Consider the following 23,087-nt stretch of genomic DNA (forward strand, 5'->3'; position numbering starts at 1 on the left):
AGATGAAACAGAAGTTGTTCCTTTTTATAGCGCTTCTCTTGGCTGCAGGATGCGCGCCCGCCTCTTCCCCGACCGATGCCGACCCGGCGGCATTAGTTTTACCTTCGCTGGCGGCATCGTCTGCGACGCCCGAGATAACTGAAACTGATTCAACCGTCCCTGCGGAGATCGAGGCGGAGAATCTTGTCACGTTCGATGAAATGGGAATCGCTGTCGGGTTCGATTATCCCGATGATTTTACTCAAAGCGTCAGCACAAGCGTCGTCGACGTATATGGACCGAATGCGCCCTTCGAATTGCCATATCCGGCTCATGCGCGAATTTTGTTCACGGCATATACCAACGGGTCTGAAGATATCACAGCCGCAGGGATCCGCGTTTTTCGGATAGACGAGATCAATGCGCTTCAAGCAGGCGTGGTGGAAAATCTCTCCGCGGTGCGTGAAGGGCAGGCAGATCATCATAACGATTTCCCGCGGCTCGCCGGGGCAGGCAATGTGATCGATGCGCAGTTATCCCCCGTCGACTTCAAGAACGGAACCGGTTATCGCTTTCTGCTCACCAAATCGTTTTCAGCCGATCCGCTCTTGAGCACCGGCATGACTTATATGTATCAGGGCGTCACGGAGGATGAAAAATATTTTCTTTCTTTCCTTATCAGTGTCGACGCGCCCTTCCTCGCGCCGTATCTTAACCAGCCGCTTACAACCGTCGAGGAATTCGAATCCTTCTATTCGAATGTAAATACCCTGATCGATACATCCGCCCCAGATCAATTCACGCCTCCGCTCGATATTCTGGACGAACTGGTCTCATCCATCGTCATCAGCGAAAAATAAGGAGAAACCGAATGCCTTTCTACCATAAACTCGGAAGCATCCCCCACAAGCGCCATACGCAATTTAAAAAACCGAATGGCAAACTCTACCGCGAAGAAGTAATGGGACTGGAGGGATTCTCATCGATCCAGTCCATTCTCTATCATCACTTCCTGCCGCCGCGCGTAAAAGAAACCAGGGACCTCGGCTCTGCAAAACCTCAATACGTGGACTTCGGTCCCATCCGCCACCGTGCCTTTAAGACGGAACCGATCCTCGCCGGCGCAGATCCGGTCTCCTCCAGGATTCCACTCCTCGGCAATAACGATGTGATCCTTGGCGTTTCGCGCTCCAAGAACAGCATGAAATATTTCTATCGCAACGCGCAGGCTTACGAAACCTGGTGGGTCCACGAAGGAAGCGGCGTGTTGAAATCGCAGTTCGGCAGCCTGCCTTTCCACAAGGGAGATTACATCGTCATTCCATTCGGCACGACCTGGAAGATGGAATTGAACGAGGAATGCAAGTTCTTCACCATCGAGAACCCAAGCCAGATCGAGCCGCCCAAACGATACAGGAATAATTTTGGGCAAATGCTCGAACATGCGCCGTATTGCGAACGCGACATCCGCGTGCCTGAAGAATTGGAAACCCACACCGAACGAGGTGAGTTCGAAGTGCGCGTTAAGGTGCGCGACAGGATCTCGGTGCATATCCTCGATTATCATCCCCACGATGTCGTCGGCTGGGACGGCTATCTCTATCCCTGGATCTTCAACATCGAAGACTTCGAGCCGATCACGGGACGCATCCACCAGCCGCCGCCCGTTCATCAAACCTTCGACGCGCATAACTTCGTTGTCTGTTCCTTTGTGCCGCGCCTCTTCGACTATCACCCGGACGGCATCCCCGCTCCATACAATCATTCCAACGTCCAATCCGATGAGGTCATCTATTACGCAGAAGGCAATTTCATGTCGCGCAAGGGAATCGAACGCGCGGATATCAGCCTGCATCCTTTTGGTCTGCCGCACGGTCCCCAGCCCGGCATGACGGAAGCCAGCATCGGCAAGACCGAGACTAAGGAACTCGCCGTGATGGTGGACACCTTCCATCCACTCCAGATGACGGCGCATGCCCTCGAAATGGAAAAACCCTACATGGAAACCTGGCTGGAAGGCGACGGAGAATAATTCCTTTGAAATCGGAGAATGCCATGCAGCGTTGTTGTCACATTCTTTTGCTAATCAGCCTGTTCGTTTCTTCATGTAACATGCCCCCCGCAAGCGAAATTACGGATCCCGCTGTTGCCACATCCGCCGTGCAGACCGTCGAAGCGGCGTTGAACAATCAGAGTCCTCTCGCCAGCCCGACTGCTGGGGTTTCAGGACAAGACAAAACTCCGTCCGCGGGAGAAGCACCATCGGCAAGCTTCGAAGATGTGACCAATTGCCGCACCGGTCCAGGTGTGAATTACCCGCCGGTCACCCAGATCCAGCCAGGAGTTTCCGTCGAGATCGTCGGTTTCCTCCCGCCAAGTTTTTGGATCGTTGAAACCGACAAAGGTCAATGCTGGGTGGCGGGTCAATTCGTCACCCCGGCAGGAAACACGAGCGCCGTACCGACCGTCACCGCGCCGCCCCTCCCCGAGGGGGGCGCACCGCAAAACGTCAGCCTGCAAAAATGGGATATCGCCTGCAATTACGAGACGAATCAAGCCAATGTCACCATTCGCTGGGCGGATAAGGAAGATGAAACAGGCTATCGCGTCGTGCGCAACGATGTTGTGGTTGCCGAACTTCCTGCAAACTCGATCGAATTCAACGAAACCATCACGCTTTTATCGGGCCAGACAGTGGGATATCGGGTTATCGCATTCAATCCCGCCGGTGACGCAAGCAGCAAGGCGATAACACTTGGTTGTTAAGTTCTAAAGACAGAAGAGCCGCGCGAAGGTGCGGCTCTTCTGTTTGAGGATATTAACCTGGCGAACTACTCACCCACCAGCATCCACTTCGCCATTTTTCCATGCAGCTGCCCGATGCCGCGCGAAATATTCATGAAGATCGTCCACAATAAAAACCCACCAATCGCCCACAGCGGGTATGTCCATGATGGGAAGAAGATGCGGGTGTCTCCGATCACCATCGCGCCCTGATTCAGAGCCTCTTGAAAAACAGGGATCGCGATAAACGCCAGGGAAAAACTCAGCACAAGAACAATCAGGATGAAATAAACAGTTCCCAAAACGAATTGAACGAGCATATATAGCAGCATCATCCAGGTTTGCCGGTCCACCAAAAGCGTTTTGAGGCGGTCCAGCCACTTCATGTCATGATGAGAAAAAAGCGCGCGGCGCGGCATCCGCACACCGAGCAACGCTTCGACCAATCTTCCTTCCAGCAAGGCAAGTCCGCGAATCGAAAGCAGGAAAAGCAGTGAAAGCGGAAAACCAAAGATAAAGATCAAAAAGGAGATCGAGATCGATGCGCCAGTCACAGCCCAGGTGAAATAGAAGACGCCAGTGATAAAGGCAATGAACATATACAGCAGGGCGCCCCAGGCTCGCGGGTCCACATACACGCCGAAGAAATCCCCAAGTATGGAACGCGGCCTGACCGGTTGACTCAAGGCCGGGGAGATGCGGCGCTCCGCCTCGCGATATGCCTGGGCAGTCTCTTCAGGCAAGCCATATTCCTGGATGATCTTCGCCAGTGCGTCAGTATCGTTTCTTTCAGGTTCCTTTTCTTTTGCCGAGGCAAGCGCCAGGGTCAGATGTTCCCGCGCATCCGATTGGGCATCCTGCACCAATGCAGGATCCACATTCTTCATCTCCATTTTCAAAGCATTCAAATATTCTTCGATTGTATTGAACATCATTTCATCCTTTCAAGATCGAATCCACGAACTTCCGGGTTTGTTTCCATAATTCGGTCCACTCAGCCAGCGCCTCCCGGCCCTCTCTCGTAATCTTGTAATAACGGCGCGGCGGACCTGACACGGACGGTTCAACAACGCTGCCAAGCAAGCCATTATCCTCCAGCGAACGCAGGACGGGATATAAAGTCCCCTGCTTCATCATTGGGATATCCGGCGCGCTTTCTTCGAGCATCTTCGCTATCTGATACCCGTACATCGGCTCGCCGCTGCGGTTCAAAACGCTCAACAGCACCAGCGAGGAGGTTCCCGCATTAAGTTCCTTTTGGAATTTTTTTGTATGAGCATCAAGAACGAACATATGGGCTCCTTTCGATAATATCAATTTCTTACTACTAATAATCAAATATTAGTATAAATCTAATGATATGTCAAGGGTTTTTGATAGGCAAGAAATCAGCCCCGGAGGCGGCCGGGGCTGATTTCATCACGAAAGGAAACTGCCAGCTTCTACTTATTATCCTGGATTTCCGCCGCCCTGAATGTATTTGCCATCAACATTGCAATCGTCATGGGACCAACGCCGCCGGGGACAGGCGTGATGAAACCAGCGACTTCCTTCGCTTCTTCAAAATTAACGTCCCCAACCAGGCGCTGAAGAGGTTTGCCCGTTTTCTGGCTGATCATCTGTGTACCATCCGGATTAAGTTTCGGAATGCCGTTGATCCCCACGTCGATGACCGCCGCGCCGGGTTTGATCCAATCGCCGCGAACCATCTCAGCACGTCCAATGGCAGCGATGATAATATCTGCATCGCGCAGGACACCGGGGATGTCTTTCGTCTTCGAGTGGACGACTGTCACAGTGGCGTTTTCCTTGATGAGGAGCAAAGCCGCGGGCATGCCGACGATGTTCGACCGCCCCAACACCACGGCGTTCGCACCAGCGATCTTGACCCCGGCTTCCTTGAGGAGGTAAATGCATCCATAAGGCGTGCAGGGAACAAAAAGCGGTTCGCGCCCCTTTTGCGCGAGGCGGCCGAGGTTGATGGGCGAGAATCCATCCACATCCTTCTCGATCGAAATGAGTTGGAGGACGCGTTCTTCATCCAGATGATCCGGCAAAGGCAGCTGCACCAAAATGCCGTTCACCTTCGGGTCGGCGTTCAACTCCTTGATAAGTTTTTCCAGGTCCGCCTGCGAGACATCTGCTGGGAGAGGGTGATGATATGACGTCATTCCCAACTCGGCGCATGCCTTCTGCTTCATGCTGACGTAGGTCGCCGAATCGATCCGGTCCCCCACCAATACGGTCGCCAGACCCGGCTGTGACTTGCCCTCAGCAAGCCGTTTCGCGGTTTTTTCCTTCACTCCATCGCGCACCTTCTGCGCTATGGCAGTTCCATCTATTAATTGAGCCGTCATGGGTTGCTCCTTGTGCCTTGATTTTCATATAAAATTATATATTCTGCGCCCGATTCGATATAGTGACATTTGTAACGATAAGAACCTTATACAACCTGACTCTGCCCCCCAGCAGGGTAATATTCTCGCATATAACACAAAAAAAGCGGGATGAAAACCAGCGCCTGCGGCACGAGGAAAAGGCGAGCCTCCGAAACCACTCCGCCAAGAAAATGGACGAGAAACCATAGCGGGACGATTGCAATAAAAAACCGCTTCAGCAACGGCGACCATTGCCTGTAGTACAACAACCCGACAAAGGGCGCAAAACTGAGAAAACGGAGGAATAATATCAAGGAGAACGGGGTCAAATTGTAGGATAGGAGTTCAGGTCCGGGGTGATAACCATAAGGGATGAACAACTCACGGTCGGGGTATAACGCCCGTAAAAGGAAAAAAATCACCGTCCAAACAACCAGGGAAAATAGGATCGAAGCGAGTTTCGCCCTGTCGGTTCGGAAATTTTGGAGCGAGGAAAATCCCATGAATGGAATCAGTCCGCTTGTTTCGCGATTCAGAGACGCGAAAACCATCAAATAGGGTAACAACTGGAAGAAGTCATTTAAAATCAACAGCCCTGCGCCGAGGTAAAAGATCAAATCGAAGTACGTGTTGAAGGAGAGGTCGCTTTGATGGAATGAATTAAGCAACGAGCCGGTCAGGAAGATGATGCCTGCCAGCGAAACCACCTCTGAAAATGCCAGTTTTCGAAAATAGAAATACGCGAGCAGGAAGATCGTAAAATTTTGGAGGACCCGTAAAAAGACAAAAACCCAAAGGTACGGATCTGCTATCCCGAGAGGTTTCGCGGCCAAAACCAGGGCCTCGATCAACCACTCCGCAAAGACCCGATATTGCCAGGGATCCAATGCCGCGCCGCTAATCACCGCATTGTGCCTGTCGACCTGTAAATCAAGCCGCCCTTTAAGTTCTGGGTTTTCAAATTGAAGATAAACTGAATACAAACCCAAGAGAGCAAGCAGGACAAAGACCGCAATCTGTCTTTTCTTCTGGCTATCCACCGACTCAAACACACTGAAGAAAACAAAGAAAGCAAAACCGAAGCAAACAATTCTCGTAATAACGATCAGGGCATAATACGAGAAGGGGGTCGAGCTTTTCTTGTTGACGATAAACGGCTTATCCACCAATATGGAATCGAATTTCTCACCATCCCACAATATAGTGACCTTCGCCCTCTTATCCAATGGAAACAACGTCAGGGTAGCCCGCTCGCCAATGCTCCCCTGCCAGATCAATTCACCGACAGAGCCGGGGCTTAGGAAAAAATAATCGGATTCAGCCTCCCACTCCCCTGAAAAAATAAAATCCTCATAGGAATAGGTTTTGTCGTCGAATCTCAGCCATACCCCCTTCATTTGAACCGGATCATTCTCTTCGTCCGGATAATCAACCGTGATTTTCAGATTACTGGTTGCCTGGAATAACGGAGATGTCGGATAATGAGGAATCGGGAAAAAGCATGGGCTGAGCAGTAGAGCCAGAAACATCCAAAACCCCAGGGTTTTCAGGAACCGAGCCTGGTCCTCAAAATAATGCTTTCTCTTTAAATAAAAGATCAAAGCAAGACTCAAGAAAGATAACACAGCAACGATAATTCCCCCAAACAGAGCACGCCTCAAACTCAAACCAAACGATTGAAAGTAAAGGATATAGAGTAGTACGACAAGACTGACTGAAAAGGCGACCGATGCCGCAACGACCAAGCCATGTTTGCGGACAAAAGGATTGAGCCTGCTCAATGAATCTCCCCACGTATAACGCCGTCCCCCATTTCCTGCAAAAACACCTCATCCAACTCATTCCACCTTGGCGAAGGGGCTGTCGCGCTCACCCGCAGATAATTTCCCGTCCAGCCTTCCATCCTCCAACCGAATTCATCATATTCTGTTGTCGACTCCCACAGAACAGACATGGACTTTCCGATGAATTTTTCTCGATAAGACCTTGCCGACCTTTCAATCGATTCTTGCAGGATGCGATTCCGCTTCTTTCTTAACTCGGGCTTGATCTGTCCCTTCATCCGAGACGCCCCCGTGCCGGGACGGGGCGAATAGGAGAAGACATGCCCGCCAGAAAAATTCATTTCGGTGACAAAGCTCAGAGTGTCTGCAAATTCTCTTTCCGTCTCGCCGGGGAATCCTGCAATCAAATCGGTCGTGATGGCGACATCCCGAATCACCGCGCGGGCGGCATGGACGAGCTCTCGAAAAGAGTCCGTTGTGGTTTTGCGAGCCATCCGTTTCAGCGTTGAGTCGCTACCAGATTGGAGCGGCAGATGAAGGTGAGGCATGAGGCGGGAATCTTCCCATAAGGAGAAAAAGCCCGCATCCAGATCCCAGGGTTCGAGAGAGGAGAGTCTCAGGCGGCGGACATCCGTATCCCGTAAAAGCGCTTTTACCAAATCACGGAGATGAAACCCAAAATCATTTCCCCATGAACCAAGATGAACACCGGTCAGGACAATCTCCTTCGAACCGCCTGCGAGCGCCGAATTGACGTCGCGAATCACGTCACCGATATGTCGTGAACGTCCTTCGCCGCGGGCGAGTGTCGTAATGCAAAACGTGCATTGGTTGTCGCAGCCATCCTGCACTTTTATGAATGCTCGCGTGCGGCGATGCAAGCCGGGAATGGGCACCCGGTCGATAGGTTCATGATCGAACGACTCTTTGGGCAAGCCGAGGATCTCGGAAACGAGCAGATCTTTTTTTTCGTTTGAAATTATATGCCTGACATTGGGGAGGCTCGCGGCTTCCTTCGGCTGGAGGGTAGTCCAACATCCGGTGGCGGCGATCTCGCTCACGCCCGCCCGCGCGATGGCGCGAACCTTGCCACGAGAGTCAGATGCGGCCTGGGTTGTGACCGCGCAAGTGTTAACCACCGCCATATCTGCGCGATCGGCAGACGCGACGATCTCGTGCCCCGCAGCGCGAAACTGCCGCGACATGGTTTCGATCTCCGCCTGGTTAAGACGGCAACCTATCGTATCGAGAAAGATCTTCATAAAACCATCAAGGCTGCAAAACGACGAAATTGTCGAAAATTATGTCAACGCCCGACGCGCTGAAGGTACCTGCAAGGATTCCCACATCGCCGGAAGAAAGAGCTGCATCCTGCGCCTGCGCCACCAGATTCCCGTTCACATAAAAGGTCAACGTGTTTCCGGCACAATCTGCGCGAATATGATTGATGGCAAGTCCCTTGTTGATACTGGACGAGGCCAGCAATTCGGATTGACCGAGCAATAACGCCTGGCCTCCTTGAAAGAGACCCATGCCATAGTAGCCGTCGCTGGTGATGATGAAGAAATAATAGTCCCTCCCGTTATAACGGCAGATCACACCGATGCGGTTCTCATCCGGACCCGCCAATTTGCCGGTATCCACTTCGACGCGCACGTCGGTGAAATTCCGGCGCGGGGTCGCCCAAAAATTCGTCTGCAAGGCATTGACGAGCATGCGGTAACCGCCGGAATAATAATCCATCACGCCTTCGGTGACGAGCAGGCGATCCCAGCCGGTGGTGGGCTGCGCAAAGTCATCCTGAAAGAGCACCGAACCTGACGCTTGCGGCGCGGCGGGAGCCTGTCCCTGCCCGGGAGGCGCACCCGCGCAGGCGGCAATCAGAGCGGACAAAACGAAAAACAAAAGGAATCGATTCATGAACGCGATTTTATCATCTAAAGTATTTATCCAATAACTGGCGCGCGGCGTCGGCGTACCCGCCGGGATTTTGAGCATCGCGGACAAATGTCAGCAGGTTGAAGGCCGCCGCTCGATTCCCCTGGGCGAGATACGTGAGGGCAAGATGGATGTGCGCAGAATAAAACTCGGGCGCTATGTCAATGGCTTGCTTCAAGACCAGTTCAGCATTGGCAAATCGCCCTGTGGATAGATAAACATAGCCGAGGGTATCCAGAACAACGGGGTCGGTTGGCGCGAGCGCAAAGGCTTGCTGGGCGGCGGGCAAACCGATCTCCTCGACCTGGATGGTATTCTCCGCGCAAAAAACCGCGAGCAAGCGCAGGTATTCCGCTGAGTTCGGTTCAAGTTCCACAGCACGCTGATACGATTCCAACGCAAGAACCAGGTCGCCAAGTTTGGCATACGCTTCGCCGACCCCGGCCCGCCAGCGCGGATTTTCCGGTTCGATACCGGCCGCGAGTAGATATTCCGCGAGCATTTGTTCGTACTTACCTTTACGGCTCCAATACAACCCGCGCAACGCGCGAACACTGACAGAATTTCGATCCAGTGACAACGCCCGATCAAGTTCCGCGCTTCCATCCTGACCGGTCTGCTGTTTCGCCTCTCCAAGCCATGCCCACGCCTCAGCATTGATATCATTTAGCCGAATCGCCTCTTCGAATGCCGCTGTGGCCAATTCCCAGTCCTGAACGAGACCAAAGGCTTGACCGATGATCACCCTTTGCATGGAAGGGTCGTTTTGTTGGCTTGATACTGCCAGGGCGGCACGTAAAGTCTGAACAGCTGAATCAACCTCCGGATTGAGAGTCGAGGCGCGGGTCAATTCAGGCAGTGCATCGTCGGGAGATAGCAACATCGATAACATGCCAAGTCGATACGCGGCATAGGCATCCGAAGAATCCAGCCGGGTTTGATTTTCGAGAGCGAGCCGCTCCGCTTCCCAATCCTTCTCTTCGCGATATATGAAAGCCAGCAGGCTGTACAACCCCGCTGATTCATGGCGCTCAGCCCCCTTGTTGCAAATAGGCGCAGCTGCTGACAAATTCCCGAGCTGTATGTGAGATGTGCAATACCAGATCCAACCTTGTTCTGAGAAATCATCCCCCTTTTCGAAATAACCCACGGCTGCGGAAAAGTCCCCCGCCTGTGCCCCGTTAATGCCTGCGCGTTCGAACAAATCCCTGCGCCAGGGTAAAAATCTTGCGGCATGGGCAAAGGATTCTGCGGCAAGGGCGTAACTCCCCTCTCGCTCCGCCTGCTCTGCGCGATCGAGACTGGAGTAGCCCCCAAGAAGTATTGAGACCACCGCCGAAAAGATGAGAAGAAAAACGATCCAATAGGTCGATCCGATCCGTCGCAACATGATTTCAATTCTACGCGATAATCCGGGACTGGCAGTATAATCACCATCGAATGAGCGACTTTATTCAATTGGTTTTGACGCAATTGACCGTCCCGCCAGGCGATTTGATCTATTACATCGTCCTGGTATTCGTGGTTGCCAGCGCCTTGCAGTCGGCGTTCAATCATTGGCGGGCGAGCGAATTTCCACAATCGCGCCGCGCATTCATCGGGCTGGGAATATTGCTGTGCGCCCAGATTCTCATGTTTTTATTGAGCGGCCTGGGATGGCAGGAATTGCTGGATCCAAAATCCGTTCTCCCGCCCCTGGACCGCGCCTTTCTCGCTTTTGGCATCGTTTGGGTCACATGGTTGTACGCCTTCCCCGAACCCAACCGCCTGGCGGATGCAGCAGCGACATTGTTGAGCATGTTCATCATCACCGCACTGGGGCTTGGTTTGATCTCATGGAATCAACAGATCGCCAATCCAGAGTCCGCGACCTTGAGTTACAACCTGACCATCGATGACCTTGTCTGGCAGGTCGGTTCTCTTCTCCTTACCTTGTTGGGTATGGCAGTTCTCTTTATCCGCAAACCCGATGGCATGTGGTACGGTATCATTCTGATGCTCCTTTGCTTTGCGGGTCATCTCGGACAATTGCTCATCGGATTGGAAGGCGATTACCCCGGCATTGTGCGGCTCGCATACATGGCGGCATTCCCGATCCTGCTGACCCTGCCCCAGCGGTTTTCATCCATCCAAGGCGTGGAGGTTGCGCAACCTGTCAAACCGACAACCCGGAAACAGGATCTGACGGGACGGCCGGAACGAAGAAGATACAGCACCGACCCGAAGACTTTCCACGCGCTGCTTGCAGTCGCCGCCGAGAATAATTCCACGAAGATGAGCCAGGCGATCACGCGCGCCACGGCGCAAACCATGCTCGCAGACCTGTGCTTCATGATCTATCTTACTGACGAGAACAAGCAGATGGTTATTGCGGGTGGATATGATTTGATCCGGGAGGAAAGCCTTGATGGCGGACCCCTTTCCAAAAATGCGATACCGATGCTGGCAAATTCGATCCAGCGCGGGCGACCTTTGAGGCTCCCTGCCAGCAGCACATCGGCGGATATCAAGGGTCTCGCGGACATCCTCGGTTTGAGCAACCCCGGCCATATCCTTTATGTCCCCATCCTTACCCCGGATAAGGAAACTTTGGGAGGCATCCTTTTGCTTTCGCCATACTCCGACCGGACATGGAGCGCAGAAGATCAAGCCTTCCTTTCAAACATAGCCACTTCCCTGGTACCCATTATCCAGCGCAACCAGAGGGTTTCCAGGCTTGAAGAGGAGAACAGCCTCTCGAAAGCACAGGCGACAGACCTCGAGCGGCGAATCCGCGAGTTGACCAGCCAACTCGAAACGGCTCGAAACGAAGCGGAGCAAAACCGCCCAGACGACATCGCTTCGCTAAGAGCCGCGCAGGAAGAGTCGCAATTCATTATCGAACATCTCCAGAATGAAAACGCCGAACTCCGCGCCGGGAAGAATCTGACTCCAACCCAGGCTGAACAGGAACTCAATGATACCCTGCAGGAAGTGGCAACCCTGCAAAATCAGCTTGCAGAAGCGAGAATGAAACTGGATGAATTGGAAAAGGGACACATCGCAACGAAAAATACCGAGCAGGCGGAAGTGATCGCCTCCATTTCGCAGGAATTACGCCAGCCGCTTTCCTCGATCGTCGGTTACACCGACCTGCTCCTGGGCGAATCGGTGGGCATTCTTGGCGCGCTGCAGAGAAAATTCGTCGACCGCATCAAGGTTTCGACAGAGCGAATCCGCAGTTTGACGGACGACATGATCCAGATCACGACCCTGGCAACCGATCTCAACGAACTCAAACCCGAATCGGTGGACCTTAATTCGATCATCGACAACGCCATGTCATATACGAGTTCGCAGATTCGCGAGAAGAATATTTCCATCCACCTCGAAGTGCCGAAATCGCCGACGTCCATCCACGCCGACCGCGAAGCGCTTCAACAGATCCTCATTCATCTATTGCAAAATGCCGGGGCGGCGACCCCCTTCGAAGGGACGATCCGACTCAAGGTCCAGACACGAAGCGAAGATGGGATGGAGTACATCCTGATCCAGGTCACTGACATGGGCGGGGGAATCGCTCCCGAAGATCTGCCGCGGGTCTTTACCCGGCTCTATCGCGCCGACAACGTCCTTATCCAGGGCGTCGGTGATACCGGTGTGGGTTTGTCCATCGCAAAGACTTTGACCGAGGCCCAGCAGGGCCGCATCTGGGTGGAAAGCAACATGGGTCAGGGCGCCACCTTTAGTGTGCTATTGCCGATCTCCGGCGAAAAACTTGTAGAAAAACAAAAAAGGAAATAGTTAATGCGGAGTGTGCGCGAATTTGGGAATGCGCTGGTGGCAGCGTTCCTCTCCATCGGGTTGACTCTTGGCGCACTGTCAATTTCCCTTGTCGGGTTCGTCCCGGAAGAAACTGAAGTCTCGACCCTGACGCCGATCCCTTCGCCGATTCCCGTCACGGCAACGAACACATTTCCACCGACTTCGACTTTGATTTCAGCTTTAACATCATCGACCTTTACGGCCACCAGCACGATCGCCCAATCCACAAACTGCCCCCCTCCAACCGGATGGATACTCATTTACGTCCAACCAGGTGACACGCTCGAAAGCCTTGCCGCAAGATATGGAACAACCGGGGAGATCTTGAGAGGCGGGAACTGCCTGGTCAGCAGCAGCCTGCTTCCAGGAACGCGCATCTTCGTTCCAAACCAGCCAACGAGCATCCCAGCGGCATGCACCCCCGGCGCTGCTGGCTGGATAAAAAATTATGTCGTGAAAGCGAACGATACGTTGTTCAGCATCGCTCTGGCATATTCGACCACCCTGGATGCCCTTAAAAAGGCGAACTGTCGCAGGACCGAGGTCATCTTTGCAGGCGAAATCCTTTGGGTGCCAAATGTCACACCACGGACCCCGACAAAGTCTGCGACAATTACCCAGAATATCACAGCGACTCCCGTATTCACCGAACCGGGAACGAGCCTGCCATTCACAGGCACGCCGACCCTGACCCAAACGCCCATCCCGCCAACATCAACTCCATCTTCCACCGTGACGCCCATCCCGACCCAGACCGCCTCGCTGACACCGTTCCCGATCACCACTCCATCCCCATAACACGCACATTCCATTAACGTTCGAATACATCGATGAAACCATCCACACTTATTATATCGACCGTCCTTGCGACAGTGATATTTACCTCATGTGCTCCGCCCGCCACCGAGCAGGCGCCTCTGCCGTTCGTCTTGATCACCCCAGCGGCGAATGCAAGCCCGACTCCAACGCCGTTCCAGCCTTCGCTTGTTACTCCGACCTCATCGTTACTTCTTGTTAATGATTCGAATCCTGAGCCGCCGGCGATCCTTCCGACCATAATCGTCCCGCCAACCGCTGCGCCTCTCGCCTCCCCGACAGCGACTGCGTCCTTCGAACAGTTGTTTCCGACGCAGGCAGCCCCGCCCCCCGAAGTCCCATCGGTGGATCCCGCCTCCCTGCCGCCGTTGACCAACAATGAGACCGTAAACTTTCTACTCATCGGTTCAGACCGCAGACCTTACGGCTCATCGCACCGCACGGATACCTTGCTCATCGCCATTGTCTGGTATCGTGAAGGGCAGGTTTCATTGATCTCCATCCCACGCGATACCTGGCTTTACATTCCTACTGTCGGGATGCAGCGCATCAATACCGCCTACCAGAGCGGAATATCCGGCGGCTACCCAGGCGGTGGTATGGGGTTATTGAAGGATACGATCCTGCAAAACTTCGGCATCCGCATCGATCATACAGCCATGGTCGAGTTCGACGGATTTCGCCGCATCGTGGATACCCTCGGCGGGATCGATGTCCCCGTCGCCTGTCCCTACACAGACTGGCGGCTCATCTCCCCCGGCCTCGATGAGAATAACGAAAACAATTGGTGGCTGTACACAGTGGGACCCGGGCAGGTGCATATGGACGGAGACCTCGCGCTTTGGTACGCCCGTTCCCGTTCCAAATCCAACGATTTCGACCGAGGTCGCCGACAACAGGAAGTCATCCGGACCCTTTTTCAAAAAGCGCTACAAACAAATACGTTCAGCAAGATTCCCCAACTCTATAACGATTTTTCAAGCACAGTTATAACCGACATGGGTCTGGGTGATATGTTGAATCTTGCGCCTTACGCCATCAATTTCACCAACGCGAACATCCGCAGTTATTACATCCGTCCGCCTTATGTCACTTCATGGATCACACCGGGCGGCGCGTCCGTTCTCTTACCGCAGGAGGAGGCGTTAAGGCAGTTATTGATCGAAGCGACGACCCTCTCCACATACGCAACCGTCAGGGAAAATATCACGATCGAAGTGCAGAACGGCTCACGCTTCGACACGATGGAAGCGCTGGCCGCCTCCCGCCTGAATTACGCCGGATACGAAACCACCACGGGAATTGCAGATAACAGGGATTACGCCGGTTCCGTTCTTGTGGATCACACAGTGACACAGGACCAAAATGAACGTCAGACCATCCTAAATGTCCTGGGAGCATACTCCGCCAATATATTATCCATCCCGGACCCGAACAGCCGCGTGCAATATCGCGTCATCCTTGGCGCCGATTATCAAGCGTGCTTCAAACCGGAGGACCTCACCCATTAATTCCTTGCAAAAGCGGAACGGCTGGACTATAATCCCGCCCGTCACAAAGGGCGCATAGCTCAGTTGGTTAGAGCGCATCTATCACACAGATGAGGCCCGGGGTTCGAGTCCCTGTGCGCCCACAAAAAAACGCCTCCCACGAGGCGGTTTTTTTTCCGAAATGTGTAAGCAAACTATCAGAATCTATCATGATTGCAAAAAAAGCTCCGTCCTCTTTTATAATCACGGTGTATGACAAACCGCTCAAATGAAGCATGGCTTTCAGCCTTACGCAGCACAGGCGCACCCCACGAGGAAGCCCTGGCTGATTTGCGCCTGGTCGTCCAAAAGGGACTTCCTTATGCCCTTTCGCGATGGTTATCCTCCGACGATCCGCTCTTCCAGCCTCTCGTCGAGGAGGTGACGCAGGAAACTCTCCTACGCGTCCTGGATCAGTTGAACACTTTCGAAGGGCGCAGTCTTTTCACAACCTGGGTTCATAAGATCGCCATTCGCATCGCATTGACCGAACTCCGCCGCAAGCGCTGGCGCGATGCATCCCTCGACGAGTTGACTGAAAACGAAGACGCTCCTCCGCCCCCCGGCCTGCTTGCCGACCCGCAAGCTTCCCCCGAAACTTCAGCCGAGCGCAAAGACATGATCGTCCGGGTGAGGCGGATCTTGGAAGAGGAACTGACCCCCAAACAACGCGAAGCGCTTGTACTGCTCGGTTTGCAGGATGTGCCCATGGAAGAAGCCGCCCGCAGAATGAAGACCAACCGCAACGCGCTTTATAAATTATTGCACGATGCCCGCCTGCGCCTGAAAAAGCGCCTCTCCCTCGAAGATCTATCCCCGCAGGATGTGCTGCTCGCTTTCGAACAAAAGTAAGATTAACTTTATATTAATCGTCTCAGCCTTAGAATGAACATAAAAAACCTGCTCCATCGAATCCGAAACCGCTCGTCCTCCCAGCCCGAGATGACCGACGAGGTTACGCTCAAGTTCCTCCACGTGCTCGAACAGTTCAAGGAGGAGGAACTATCCTGTGGGGAATTCTACGCAGTATTGGACGAATTCGTGGAAACCGAGATCAGGGGCGGAAGCGCCCATAAACTCACTCCGCTCATCCGCGAGCATCTGGACATCTGCTCGGAATGCTGCGATGAATACGAAGCCCTGCTCACCGTGATCGAGCACACAAAAGAGGATGAAAAAAATTGACAGGCGATCGCCTGTCAATTTTTTATCCGTGAAACAGCTTCTCGCCCGCCCGGATGGGCACCCTCACCCTGTTCTCCACCGGGGTGATCGGACAGGACCACATCTCGTTGTATGCGCAATACGGGTTATAGGCTAGATTGAAGTCGACAAGAAATCGACCTCCCGGCAAAACCTCCGGCTCGAGATACCGCCCTGCCGGATACGTTTCCCGACCGGCCAGAGAATCGACAAAGGGAAGGAAATATCCGTGCTCGCTCCGAAAAATCGTCAACTCAACGGTCTCACCTTCGACAGAAAATGAAATCCTGCCGTATCGTTCATAGTGCTGAACTCCCCCGGTGGAAGTCTGCATATCGAACCCATCCTTGACAGAAAATTCCTCCACCTGCGCCTCGATGCGCAGTTGTTCATTTTCAGGGAAATAATTCAAGCCGTGAAAACCCGCTTTCTGCTCGCGGGTCAAGGGGCTTTGCGGGTGGCTGGCAAAGAATTCATCCTTCTCTGCACGGAACGCCTCAAGTTCGGTCATCGTCTCTCCTATTCGTCATCCATTCTTTCTACCAGACATGAACAACCGGGGTTTTCTTACAATTCAATTTATTGGAGGCGGGTTGCAAAGTCATCGCAACACGAAAACGCCCTTGCAATTTCGATGCCTTTATGCTATTTTTAGCGCGGCAGAGGATTTCGGATGAATTCCAAACAAAAGACAGTCATGATCATCGAGGACGAAGCGGACGCCGCGGAACTCTTCTCCGAAATGATGCGATTGAATGGTTTTCGAGTCATCAAAATGTTTTCCAGCGGTCCCGCCATCCCCATCATCAGCCAGGAAAAACCCGACGTAATCCTTTTGGACATCATGATGCCCGACATTTCAGGCCTCGAAGTCCTGCGTTATATTCGCCGCGAACCCGAGCTCGCATCCATTCCCGTCATCATCCTTTCCGCCAAAAGCATGCCTGGCGACATTCGAACGGGGTTCGAAGCCGGCGCTTCCATGTACCTCACCAAACCGGTTGGGTATCAAGACCTCAAGCAGGCGGTTGAGAAGGTGCTCGGCATTTCCGATCCGGAATGAATCAAATTCGGGCTTTTATCGCCATTGACCTGCCTTCATCCCTTCAAGAATCAATCGAAGAACAAATTTCCCACCTGCGCCAGACATTGGGGAACGATGCCATCCGCTGGGTTCCCGCCCGCAATATGCACCTGACATTAAAATTTCTGGGCAACATACCTGGGACGCATTTGGACTTCCTCAAACAGATGCTCTCCCAAGCCGCGGATTCAGCCCAAAAATTCGACCTGACCATCGGTGGATTCGGCTCCTTCCCAACCTCAAACCGGATTCGCGTCCTTTGGGTTGGAGTCCACGCTCCAGCCGCCCTCGCCTCCCTTCAACGCGAGATCGAAGCGGGTGCTGCCCGTCTCGGCTACGAGAAGGATGGACGCTCATTCTCACCGCATCTGACCGTGGGACGGGTCCGACAGGGAATCGACGCAGGGCAACTTCAAAGAATACGCAATGCCGTTGCTGAAATCCAACTTGGCAGGATCGGCACAGCCAGAGTAGACTCTGTGCATCTCTACCAAAGCGACCTGCACGCGGACGGGTCGGTTTACACCAGACTATTCTCCGCGCCGTTGAGGTGACCCCTGACCGCCCTGAACATGGCACGCGACATCGTACACGCCCTGGAGGATAAGAAAGGCGAAGACATCCTCCTGATGGATATCAAGGACATCGCATCCTTTACCGACTATTTCGTCATCTGCACAGGCACCAGCGACCGCATGCTCGACGCCCTGGCAAGCGCCGCCACCGACGAAATCAAGAAAAAATACAGGAAGAAAGCCCGAAAGCAGGGTCTCTCCCGCGACGGCTGGGTGGTCGTCGATTTTGGCGACGTGGTAGTGCATCTCCTCTCACCCGACCAGCGTGAGTATTACCAGATCGAAGAACTTTGGGAAGATGGAAAAATCCTGTTGAGACTTCAATGAACGAAAACCCGCAGGCTCTTCGGCCTGCGGGTTTATTTTTTTATCCGCCTGTCATTGTTCATACTCGTAGTGATTAATGAGTGTATAGGTGATGTAATTTTCCCAAAGCGGCTGGACCAGTTCCCAATCGTAATCATGTGATGAAAAAGTCTGAATCACCATCCGCCCGTCAAGGCAGGAGGCGAGCACACCGTAATCCGATTTTCGGTCCTGGTAAAGTCCGCCGACCAAAACGCCATCCCCGCCCGGAGCCAAATCGAGCAGGTCGCCTGCATCGCCAAACCAGACCGGGTAGGGATACGAAGGGGCTCTAACGGTGTTCGGCGTGGACAAAAGCGGATGAGACGTATCCAGCCAGAAGATCGAATACTTATAGGGGTCGTAATCGAAATCACGCTCCCAGTCCCGGAAGAATCCCACGCCGCAATCAGAGAGAATTGGCGCGATCTTGCCGCGGGCGACCTGGTCCAAATACCAGACCTCGATGATCACCGCGCCGCCGTTATCAATGTGGTCGTATAGCAACTCGAACAGCTCGCCGCTGAAACCGGAGCGCACCTCGGCGGCGACTATGATCAAATCCCACTTGGTGGCGGAATTGGCGTATTCGCGGAATCTTCCCATCGCATCCCCGGTATTGATAACCCTGCCACCGGAGAAGTTCATGGCACGGACGGTTTGGGCAACTACGGGCGCAAGAGACGGGTCGCCCGCCGCGTCTTCGAAGATCAGGATATTCGAACCCTTGATGTTTGCGTCCATATCGATCACCTCCGGGGTCGGATTTCCCACTGGTCCTATTGGTCCCGGTCCGACCCCTATTACAGTTTCGGGGGTATAGGTCGGATAAGGAGTATATGTTGCGGCAGGTGGAGGCAGGATTTCCGCAGAATCATCAGCGTTCAATGTCGCCCGCTGGATCGCCAGACTGGTTTGCTGGATCGCCAGCGCCACCCGGGTTTCCTCCATCGGGTATTCGCCGCCCGTCGAACCGGGGATGTTGCATGCCAGAGTCGCGGTCAGGAGCGTCAGCACAGCCAAACGCCATTTCATACCAAGTGTCATGGTGATTCCTCCTTTCAAATAGAGGGAAAATTCGATTTCCTGCCTAGAATCATTATATAACCACCCAATCGAAATCAATCAGTTAACGCAATTAGTCATCCATTTTTTGTGAGTTTCTTCAAAACTGATTCTTTCTGTAGAAAACAAACAGTCTCTTCAACAATTTTCGAAGAGACTGTTATGAACCATTTTGGTTCAAATTGACTGAATTATTTCGACGTTATTTCTCGAATATCCAACGGTCCACATCACGCTTCCAATCCACCAATTCCTCTTTATTAAACCAGAGCGCAACTTCGCGCTCGCCTGTCTCCGGTTTGTCTGATGCGTGGATGAGGTTTCGCCCAACTTCGAGGGCGAAGTCGTGACGGATGGTGCCGGGCGCGGCTTCGACCGGTTTGGTCGAGCCGACCGTCTGCCTGACAGCGGCTACGGCATTCGGACCTTCCCATACCATCGCCATCACAGGCGCAGAGGTGATGTAAGAGATCAAACCATCGTAGAAAGGTTTACCTTTGTGTTCTGCATAATGAGTTTCAGCCAACGACAAACCGACCTCGATAAATTTCGCAGCCACCAGGCGAAGACCGCGGCGTTCGAGACGGGCGATCACCTCACCGATCAATCCACGCTGGACGCCGTCGGGCTTTACAAGTACTAGCGTTCTTTCCACTGAGTTCCTCCAAAAAATGAATATAAAACCTGACAGGTCTTCGAGACCTGTCAGGTTATCTTTATCTTATCAACTCTTCCGCTTTGTTATAGGCATCCAGAGCTTCTTTCAACCGGTTCGCCCGCATATAGGCGTCTCCCAGTGTCTGCCAGATGCCCACCTCCACCGGGTACCGGTAGAGCGATTCGGACAGATTGCCGATCACCTCTTCAAGATGCTTGCCTTTCTTGATCAATTTACCAAAATGCATCAGCGCTTCGGGGATATCGCCCCGGTCCAACTCGGCCTTGGCAAGATTCAGCGTGCTGACAGAAGCCTGACCTTCAGATTTGCGTCCGCGCGGCAAACCTTGTTTTTGGAACGATTTCCTTTTCCCGGCAGGTTCGGACGGTTCAGGGGATGGCGGGTTTTGCACCAGTTTCTGTCCTGTACGCGGTGCGCCAACCGGCTCTGCTTCCTGCGAAGTCGAGATGGGATGCCAGTCTGAAGGCGAGGTCGGCTTTGGAGGAGTGAGAGCACCGCCTTCCGCTTCCCATTGCTCACGGTGCGACCAGGGAGGCAACTCCCCGCCAGCCAGATCAGTTGCAAATTCCTCTTCATCGACGCCTTTAAGCCAGTCGGGTAATTCCGCGCTTAGAGTAACAGATTCAGGTTCCGGTGAGGAGGGAGGCGTCCAGGATTCTTCCTCCGGTTCTTCCCCGGCTTCCATCCAGCTTGGCAAACCCGAAGAGGTTGGAACAGGTTCTCGCGCCGGATATCGTGATTCAAGCGGTGGTTTGGGAGCGCGCAGGGTTTCGGGATCAATATCCAAGCCCGGCTCGTTATCCAATCCGCTCAACCAGTCGGTGAGATCCTGGTTCTTCACAAGGCTCTCTTCTGATTCAATGGCGGAAGGCTCGGGTTTGTCCAAGCCGCCAAGCCAATCCGGCAGGCTGGATGTGTCAAGCGGCCGCTGTGGGGTTTCACCCACAGACTCGGATTCGCCCAGCCAATCCGGAATGGTTCCCTTCTCCTCCGGCTGGCTCTCATCGGCTTTCATCCAATCGGGTACTCCTGATGAAGACCCTGATAATTCCATTGGCTCGTCTTTCAGGGCCTCAAGATTCTTTAACCACAGGCTGGTTTCATCCTCTGCAGGCAACGAAGCGGAAGATTCGGCAGCAGATGCCTTTTCGAAATCAGCAAAGAATTCCTCACCGACATTCTGCGCGTTCTCGCTCCATTCCGACTTGACAGGTTCAGGCTCGGCGGAAGGCTGCGAGCCGATGTTCTGGGCTTGCGCGACCCATTCGGGCGGAGTGTCGCTGCGTTTATTTGGGTCGGTGACAAGTTCTTCGGGCTTCGCTCCGTGTTTCGCGGCAAGCGATTCGAGCCAGGCCACCGCATCATCCTGTTCCTGCGAGGTCGAACCGAGGGTTTCGACACCTGGCGGCGGAATTTGCTCGGAAGGCTGCGCGCCGATGTTCTGGGCTTGTGCGACCCATTCGGGCGGAGTCTCGCTGCGTTTTTGTGGATCGGTGACAAGCTCCTCGGGCTTCGCTCCGTGTTTTGCGGCAAGCGATTCGAGCCATGCCACCGCATCATCCTGCTCTTGCATTGTGGAACCGAGAGTTTCAACTGAAGCGGATGGCTCATTCGCCGGTTCACTCGATTTCAACCAATCCGGGATGTTTCCGGGTTCAATGATGGGTTCTTCGCTCTGTGGTTCAGACGTCACTGCAGACATCGCGCCCAAGCTTGAAAGCCAGTCCGGTGATTCCTCGGTGGAAGGAGTAGGCTCAGGTTGTGGCACATCACTGACACCCTTCAACCAATCCGGGACATCACCAATGGGCTCGGCAGATTGAGCTGGCGAAACCTCATTAGAAGACTCGCCTTCCGCTTTCAACCAGTCGGGGACGTCACCTGCGGGTTTGGCTGCGCCCGCGAAAGGATCGAAGCCAGGATCAAGGTTGGTTAAATAATCAGGCGTTTCGATCCCCAGCGAGGGTTCCGCGGCTACCGGTGCGGAGCTTGGGGGGGTCTGTGATTTTAGCCACTCGGGGATATCCGCTTGTACAAGTCCCTCTTCATCCGGCGTTTCATCAAAAATGGATGCTGGCTGTTCGGGTCCGCTTGATGCACCCCAACCGGCAGCGCGTAAAAAGTCCGGGATGCTTTCATCAGGCTGGGGTGGAGATGCAGATGCGGCTGAATCCTGAGGCGATTCCTCCATCGCGGAAGAACGAAGCCACTCGGGTTGCTCTTCGACAACGGCGGTCCCGGCGCCGAGAGGAGGCACGGATGGAAATCCGATGGATGCGTTGTTCCATTCCTGTCCCATCTGCACTTCTTCGCCGGTATATTCGAGCCGGTCCAGATTCACGGAGGCGTCAGGAACGTCAGCCATTTCGAAGATGGAACCTTTTACAAAATTGGCATATGGATCCATTTCGGCAACATGCAGGCGATAGACCTGGGTGCTCTCCACCCCACCCGAGGCGGGAAGCAGGTCCACCAGGATGCGGTTCGCGTCGAAAGTGTAGGCGTATCGCTTGATCAACTGGTTGCAGATATCAGCGGCATCGGCGCGTTGACCGCTCTTGTAATATGAATAAGCCAGAAGCAGCTGCATATCCACCCGCTGCGGGTCAGAGGCGAGCACGGCGCGGATCTCGGCAATGGCCTGCGGATATAATTCGCCATGCACGTAAATACGCGCGAGCGCGCCGCGCGTCATACGGACCTTGGGAGGTTCCATTCCATCGCGCCGACCATAGAGCCGCTGCAATTCCGCTTGAATCGCCGGATTGGATGACTGCACCTCGGAAGCTCGTTCCATGTGCCAGATGGCGTCGTCTAGCTTATTCTCCTCATCGCGGATGATACTCAAGCCGACGTGCGCCACAAAATCATCGGGGACAGCCATGAGCAAGCGCCCGAAAATATCCACCGCTTCGGCGTAACGACGAGACTCAAGGTATGCCTTGCCGAGCAGCCGGTAGGTTTCGAGATGTTTGGGAAACGTTTTGAGGATGTGGCGGCAATGGGCAATCGCCTCGTTCGTCTGCCCCTGTTCGATGAGGCGTTCGATCTCGCGGTTGTAGATTCGCAACGATACTTTTGCCATTACCTTTTCCTATGATTAAGTATGCCTGATTCCAATGAA

The 23,087-nt window shown here is 53.7% G+C and carries 22 protein-coding genes and 1 tRNA gene; 12 read left to right on the forward strand and 11 right to left on the reverse strand.

The features are described from left to right. Positions 1-2 precede the first annotated feature (2 nt). The 3 genes from HS100_18680 to HS100_18690 are packed head-to-tail and all read left to right on the forward strand — an operon-like array spanning position 3 to position 2,745. Positions 3-839: a hypothetical protein gene (locus HS100_18680; protein ID MBE7435950.1), complete on the forward strand. Its 837-nt coding sequence runs from the start codon at positions 3-5 to the stop codon at positions 837-839. Between the two features lie 11 nt (positions 840-850). Then, a complete protein-coding gene (locus HS100_18685; GenBank protein ID MBE7435951.1) occupies positions 851-2,011 on the forward strand; it encodes a homogentisate 1,2-dioxygenase in 1,161 nt (386 codons plus the stop codon). Between the two features lie 23 nt (positions 2,012-2,034). Beyond that, positions 2,035-2,745 (forward strand): SH3 domain-containing protein, encoded by a 711-nt coding sequence (locus tag HS100_18690; GenBank protein MBE7435952.1) that lies wholly within the window; start codon positions 2,035-2,037, stop codon positions 2,743-2,745. Positions 2,746-2,810: 65 nt separating this feature from the next. Here HS100_18690 and HS100_18695 read toward each other — a convergent pair whose 3' ends face one another. The 7 genes from HS100_18695 to HS100_18725 all read right to left on the reverse strand — a co-directional run bounded on the left by HS100_18695 (position 2,811) and on the right by HS100_18725 (position 10,253). Further along, positions 2,811-3,695 carry a sensor domain-containing protein gene (locus HS100_18695; protein ID MBE7435953.1) on the reverse strand — a complete coding sequence of 295 codons (885 nt, stop codon included), beginning with the start codon at positions 3,693-3,695 and terminating at the stop codon, positions 2,811-2,813. A 4-nt stretch (positions 3,696-3,699) separates the two neighbouring features. Continuing rightward, a complete protein-coding gene (locus HS100_18700; protein ID MBE7435954.1) occupies positions 3,700-4,056 on the reverse strand; it encodes a PadR family transcriptional regulator in 357 nt (118 codons plus the stop codon). Positions 4,057-4,205: 149 nt separating this feature from the next. Next, a complete protein-coding gene (locus tag HS100_18705; protein ID MBE7435955.1) occupies positions 4,206-5,120 on the reverse strand; it encodes a bifunctional 5,10-methylenetetrahydrofolate dehydrogenase/5,10-methenyltetrahydrofolate cyclohydrolase in 915 nt (304 codons plus the stop codon). An 86-nt stretch (positions 5,121-5,206) separates the two neighbouring features. Beyond that, entirely contained in the window at positions 5,207-6,538 is a 1,332-nt protein-coding gene (locus HS100_18710) for a hypothetical protein (GenBank protein MBE7435956.1), read from the reverse strand. Between the two features lie 380 nt (positions 6,539-6,918). Further along, positions 6,919-8,187: a tRNA (N(6)-L-threonylcarbamoyladenosine(37)-C(2))-methylthiotransferase MtaB gene (gene mtaB, locus HS100_18715; protein ID MBE7435957.1), complete on the reverse strand. Its 1,269-nt coding sequence runs from the start codon at positions 8,185-8,187 to the stop codon at positions 6,919-6,921. Between the two features lie 7 nt (positions 8,188-8,194). Beyond that, entirely contained in the window at positions 8,195-8,845 is a 651-nt protein-coding gene (locus HS100_18720; GenBank protein MBE7435958.1) for a hypothetical protein, read from the reverse strand. Between the two features lie 13 nt (positions 8,846-8,858). Next, on the reverse strand, positions 8,859-10,253 hold the full coding sequence (locus HS100_18725; GenBank protein MBE7435959.1) for a hypothetical protein: 1,395 nt from the start codon (positions 10,251-10,253) through the stop codon (positions 8,859-8,861). Positions 10,254-10,303: 50 nt separating this feature from the next. Here HS100_18725 and HS100_18730 point away from each other — a divergent pair, with 50 nt between their 5' ends. The 6 genes from HS100_18730 to HS100_18755 all read left to right on the forward strand — a co-directional run bounded on the left by HS100_18730 (position 10,304) and on the right by HS100_18755 (position 16,197). Then, entirely contained in the window at positions 10,304-12,646 is a 2,343-nt protein-coding gene (locus tag HS100_18730) for a GAF domain-containing protein (GenBank protein ID MBE7435960.1), read from the forward strand. Positions 12,647-12,649: 3 nt separating this feature from the next. Further along, positions 12,650-13,465: a LysM peptidoglycan-binding domain-containing protein gene (locus tag HS100_18735; protein ID MBE7435961.1), complete on the forward strand. Its 816-nt coding sequence runs from the start codon at positions 12,650-12,652 to the stop codon at positions 13,463-13,465. Positions 13,466-13,497: 32 nt separating this feature from the next. Further along, positions 13,498-14,994: an LCP family protein gene (locus tag HS100_18740; GenBank protein ID MBE7435962.1), complete on the forward strand. Its 1,497-nt coding sequence runs from the start codon at positions 13,498-13,500 to the stop codon at positions 14,992-14,994. A 48-nt stretch (positions 14,995-15,042) separates the two neighbouring features. Beyond that, positions 15,043-15,116 (forward strand) — tRNA-Val (locus HS100_18745). A gap of 109 nt (positions 15,117-15,225) precedes the next feature. Continuing rightward, a complete protein-coding gene (locus tag HS100_18750) occupies positions 15,226-15,864 on the forward strand; it encodes an RNA polymerase sigma factor (GenBank protein MBE7435963.1) in 639 nt (212 codons plus the stop codon). Positions 15,865-15,897: 33 nt separating this feature from the next. After that, entirely contained in the window at positions 15,898-16,197 is a 300-nt protein-coding gene (locus HS100_18755) for a hypothetical protein (protein ID MBE7435964.1), read from the forward strand. Positions 16,198-16,219: 22 nt separating this feature from the next. Here the strand turns inward: HS100_18755 and HS100_18760 are convergent, their stop codons facing one another. After that, positions 16,220-16,726 carry a DUF1684 domain-containing protein gene (locus HS100_18760; GenBank protein ID MBE7435965.1) on the reverse strand — a complete coding sequence of 169 codons (507 nt, stop codon included), beginning with the start codon at positions 16,724-16,726 and terminating at the stop codon, positions 16,220-16,222. Positions 16,727-16,888: 162 nt separating this feature from the next. On the opposite strand from HS100_18760, the gene HS100_18765 reads away from it, so the two are divergent. Genes HS100_18765 through rsfS form a run of 3 tightly spaced genes read left to right on the forward strand, consistent with a single transcriptional unit; the run spans position 16,889 to position 18,201 of the window. After that, entirely contained in the window at positions 16,889-17,278 is a 390-nt protein-coding gene (locus tag HS100_18765; GenBank protein ID MBE7435966.1) for a response regulator, read from the forward strand. Then, on the forward strand, positions 17,275-17,853 hold the full coding sequence (thpR, locus tag HS100_18770) for an RNA 2',3'-cyclic phosphodiesterase (protein MBE7435967.1): 579 nt from the start codon (positions 17,275-17,277) through the stop codon (positions 17,851-17,853). Before HS100_18765 ends, thpR begins: the two co-directional genes overlap by 4 nt. Positions 17,854-17,883: 30 nt before the next feature. Beyond that, positions 17,884-18,201: a ribosome silencing factor gene (gene rsfS, locus HS100_18775; protein ID MBE7435968.1), complete on the forward strand. Its 318-nt coding sequence runs from the start codon at positions 17,884-17,886 to the stop codon at positions 18,199-18,201. A gap of 51 nt (positions 18,202-18,252) precedes the next feature. Here the strand turns inward: rsfS and HS100_18780 are convergent, their stop codons facing one another. From HS100_18780 to HS100_18790, 3 genes are all read right to left on the reverse strand, one after another. Further along, positions 18,253-19,266, reverse strand: coding sequence for a hypothetical protein (locus HS100_18780; protein ID MBE7435969.1), 1,014 nt, complete (start codon positions 19,264-19,266; stop codon positions 18,253-18,255). Positions 19,267-19,486: 220 nt separating this feature from the next. Next, a complete protein-coding gene (ndk, locus tag HS100_18785; GenBank protein MBE7435970.1) occupies positions 19,487-19,939 on the reverse strand; it encodes a nucleoside-diphosphate kinase in 453 nt (150 codons plus the stop codon). A gap of 61 nt (positions 19,940-20,000) precedes the next feature. Next, positions 20,001-23,048: a tetratricopeptide repeat protein gene (locus HS100_18790; protein MBE7435971.1), complete on the reverse strand. Its 3,048-nt coding sequence runs from the start codon at positions 23,046-23,048 to the stop codon at positions 20,001-20,003. Positions 23,049-23,087: the final 39 nt, after the last annotated feature.

The sequence above is a fragment of the Anaerolineales bacterium genome, from assembly GCA_015075725.1.
In the GTDB taxonomy this organism is placed as follows: Bacteria; Chloroflexota; Anaerolineae; order Anaerolineales; family Villigracilaceae; genus Villigracilis.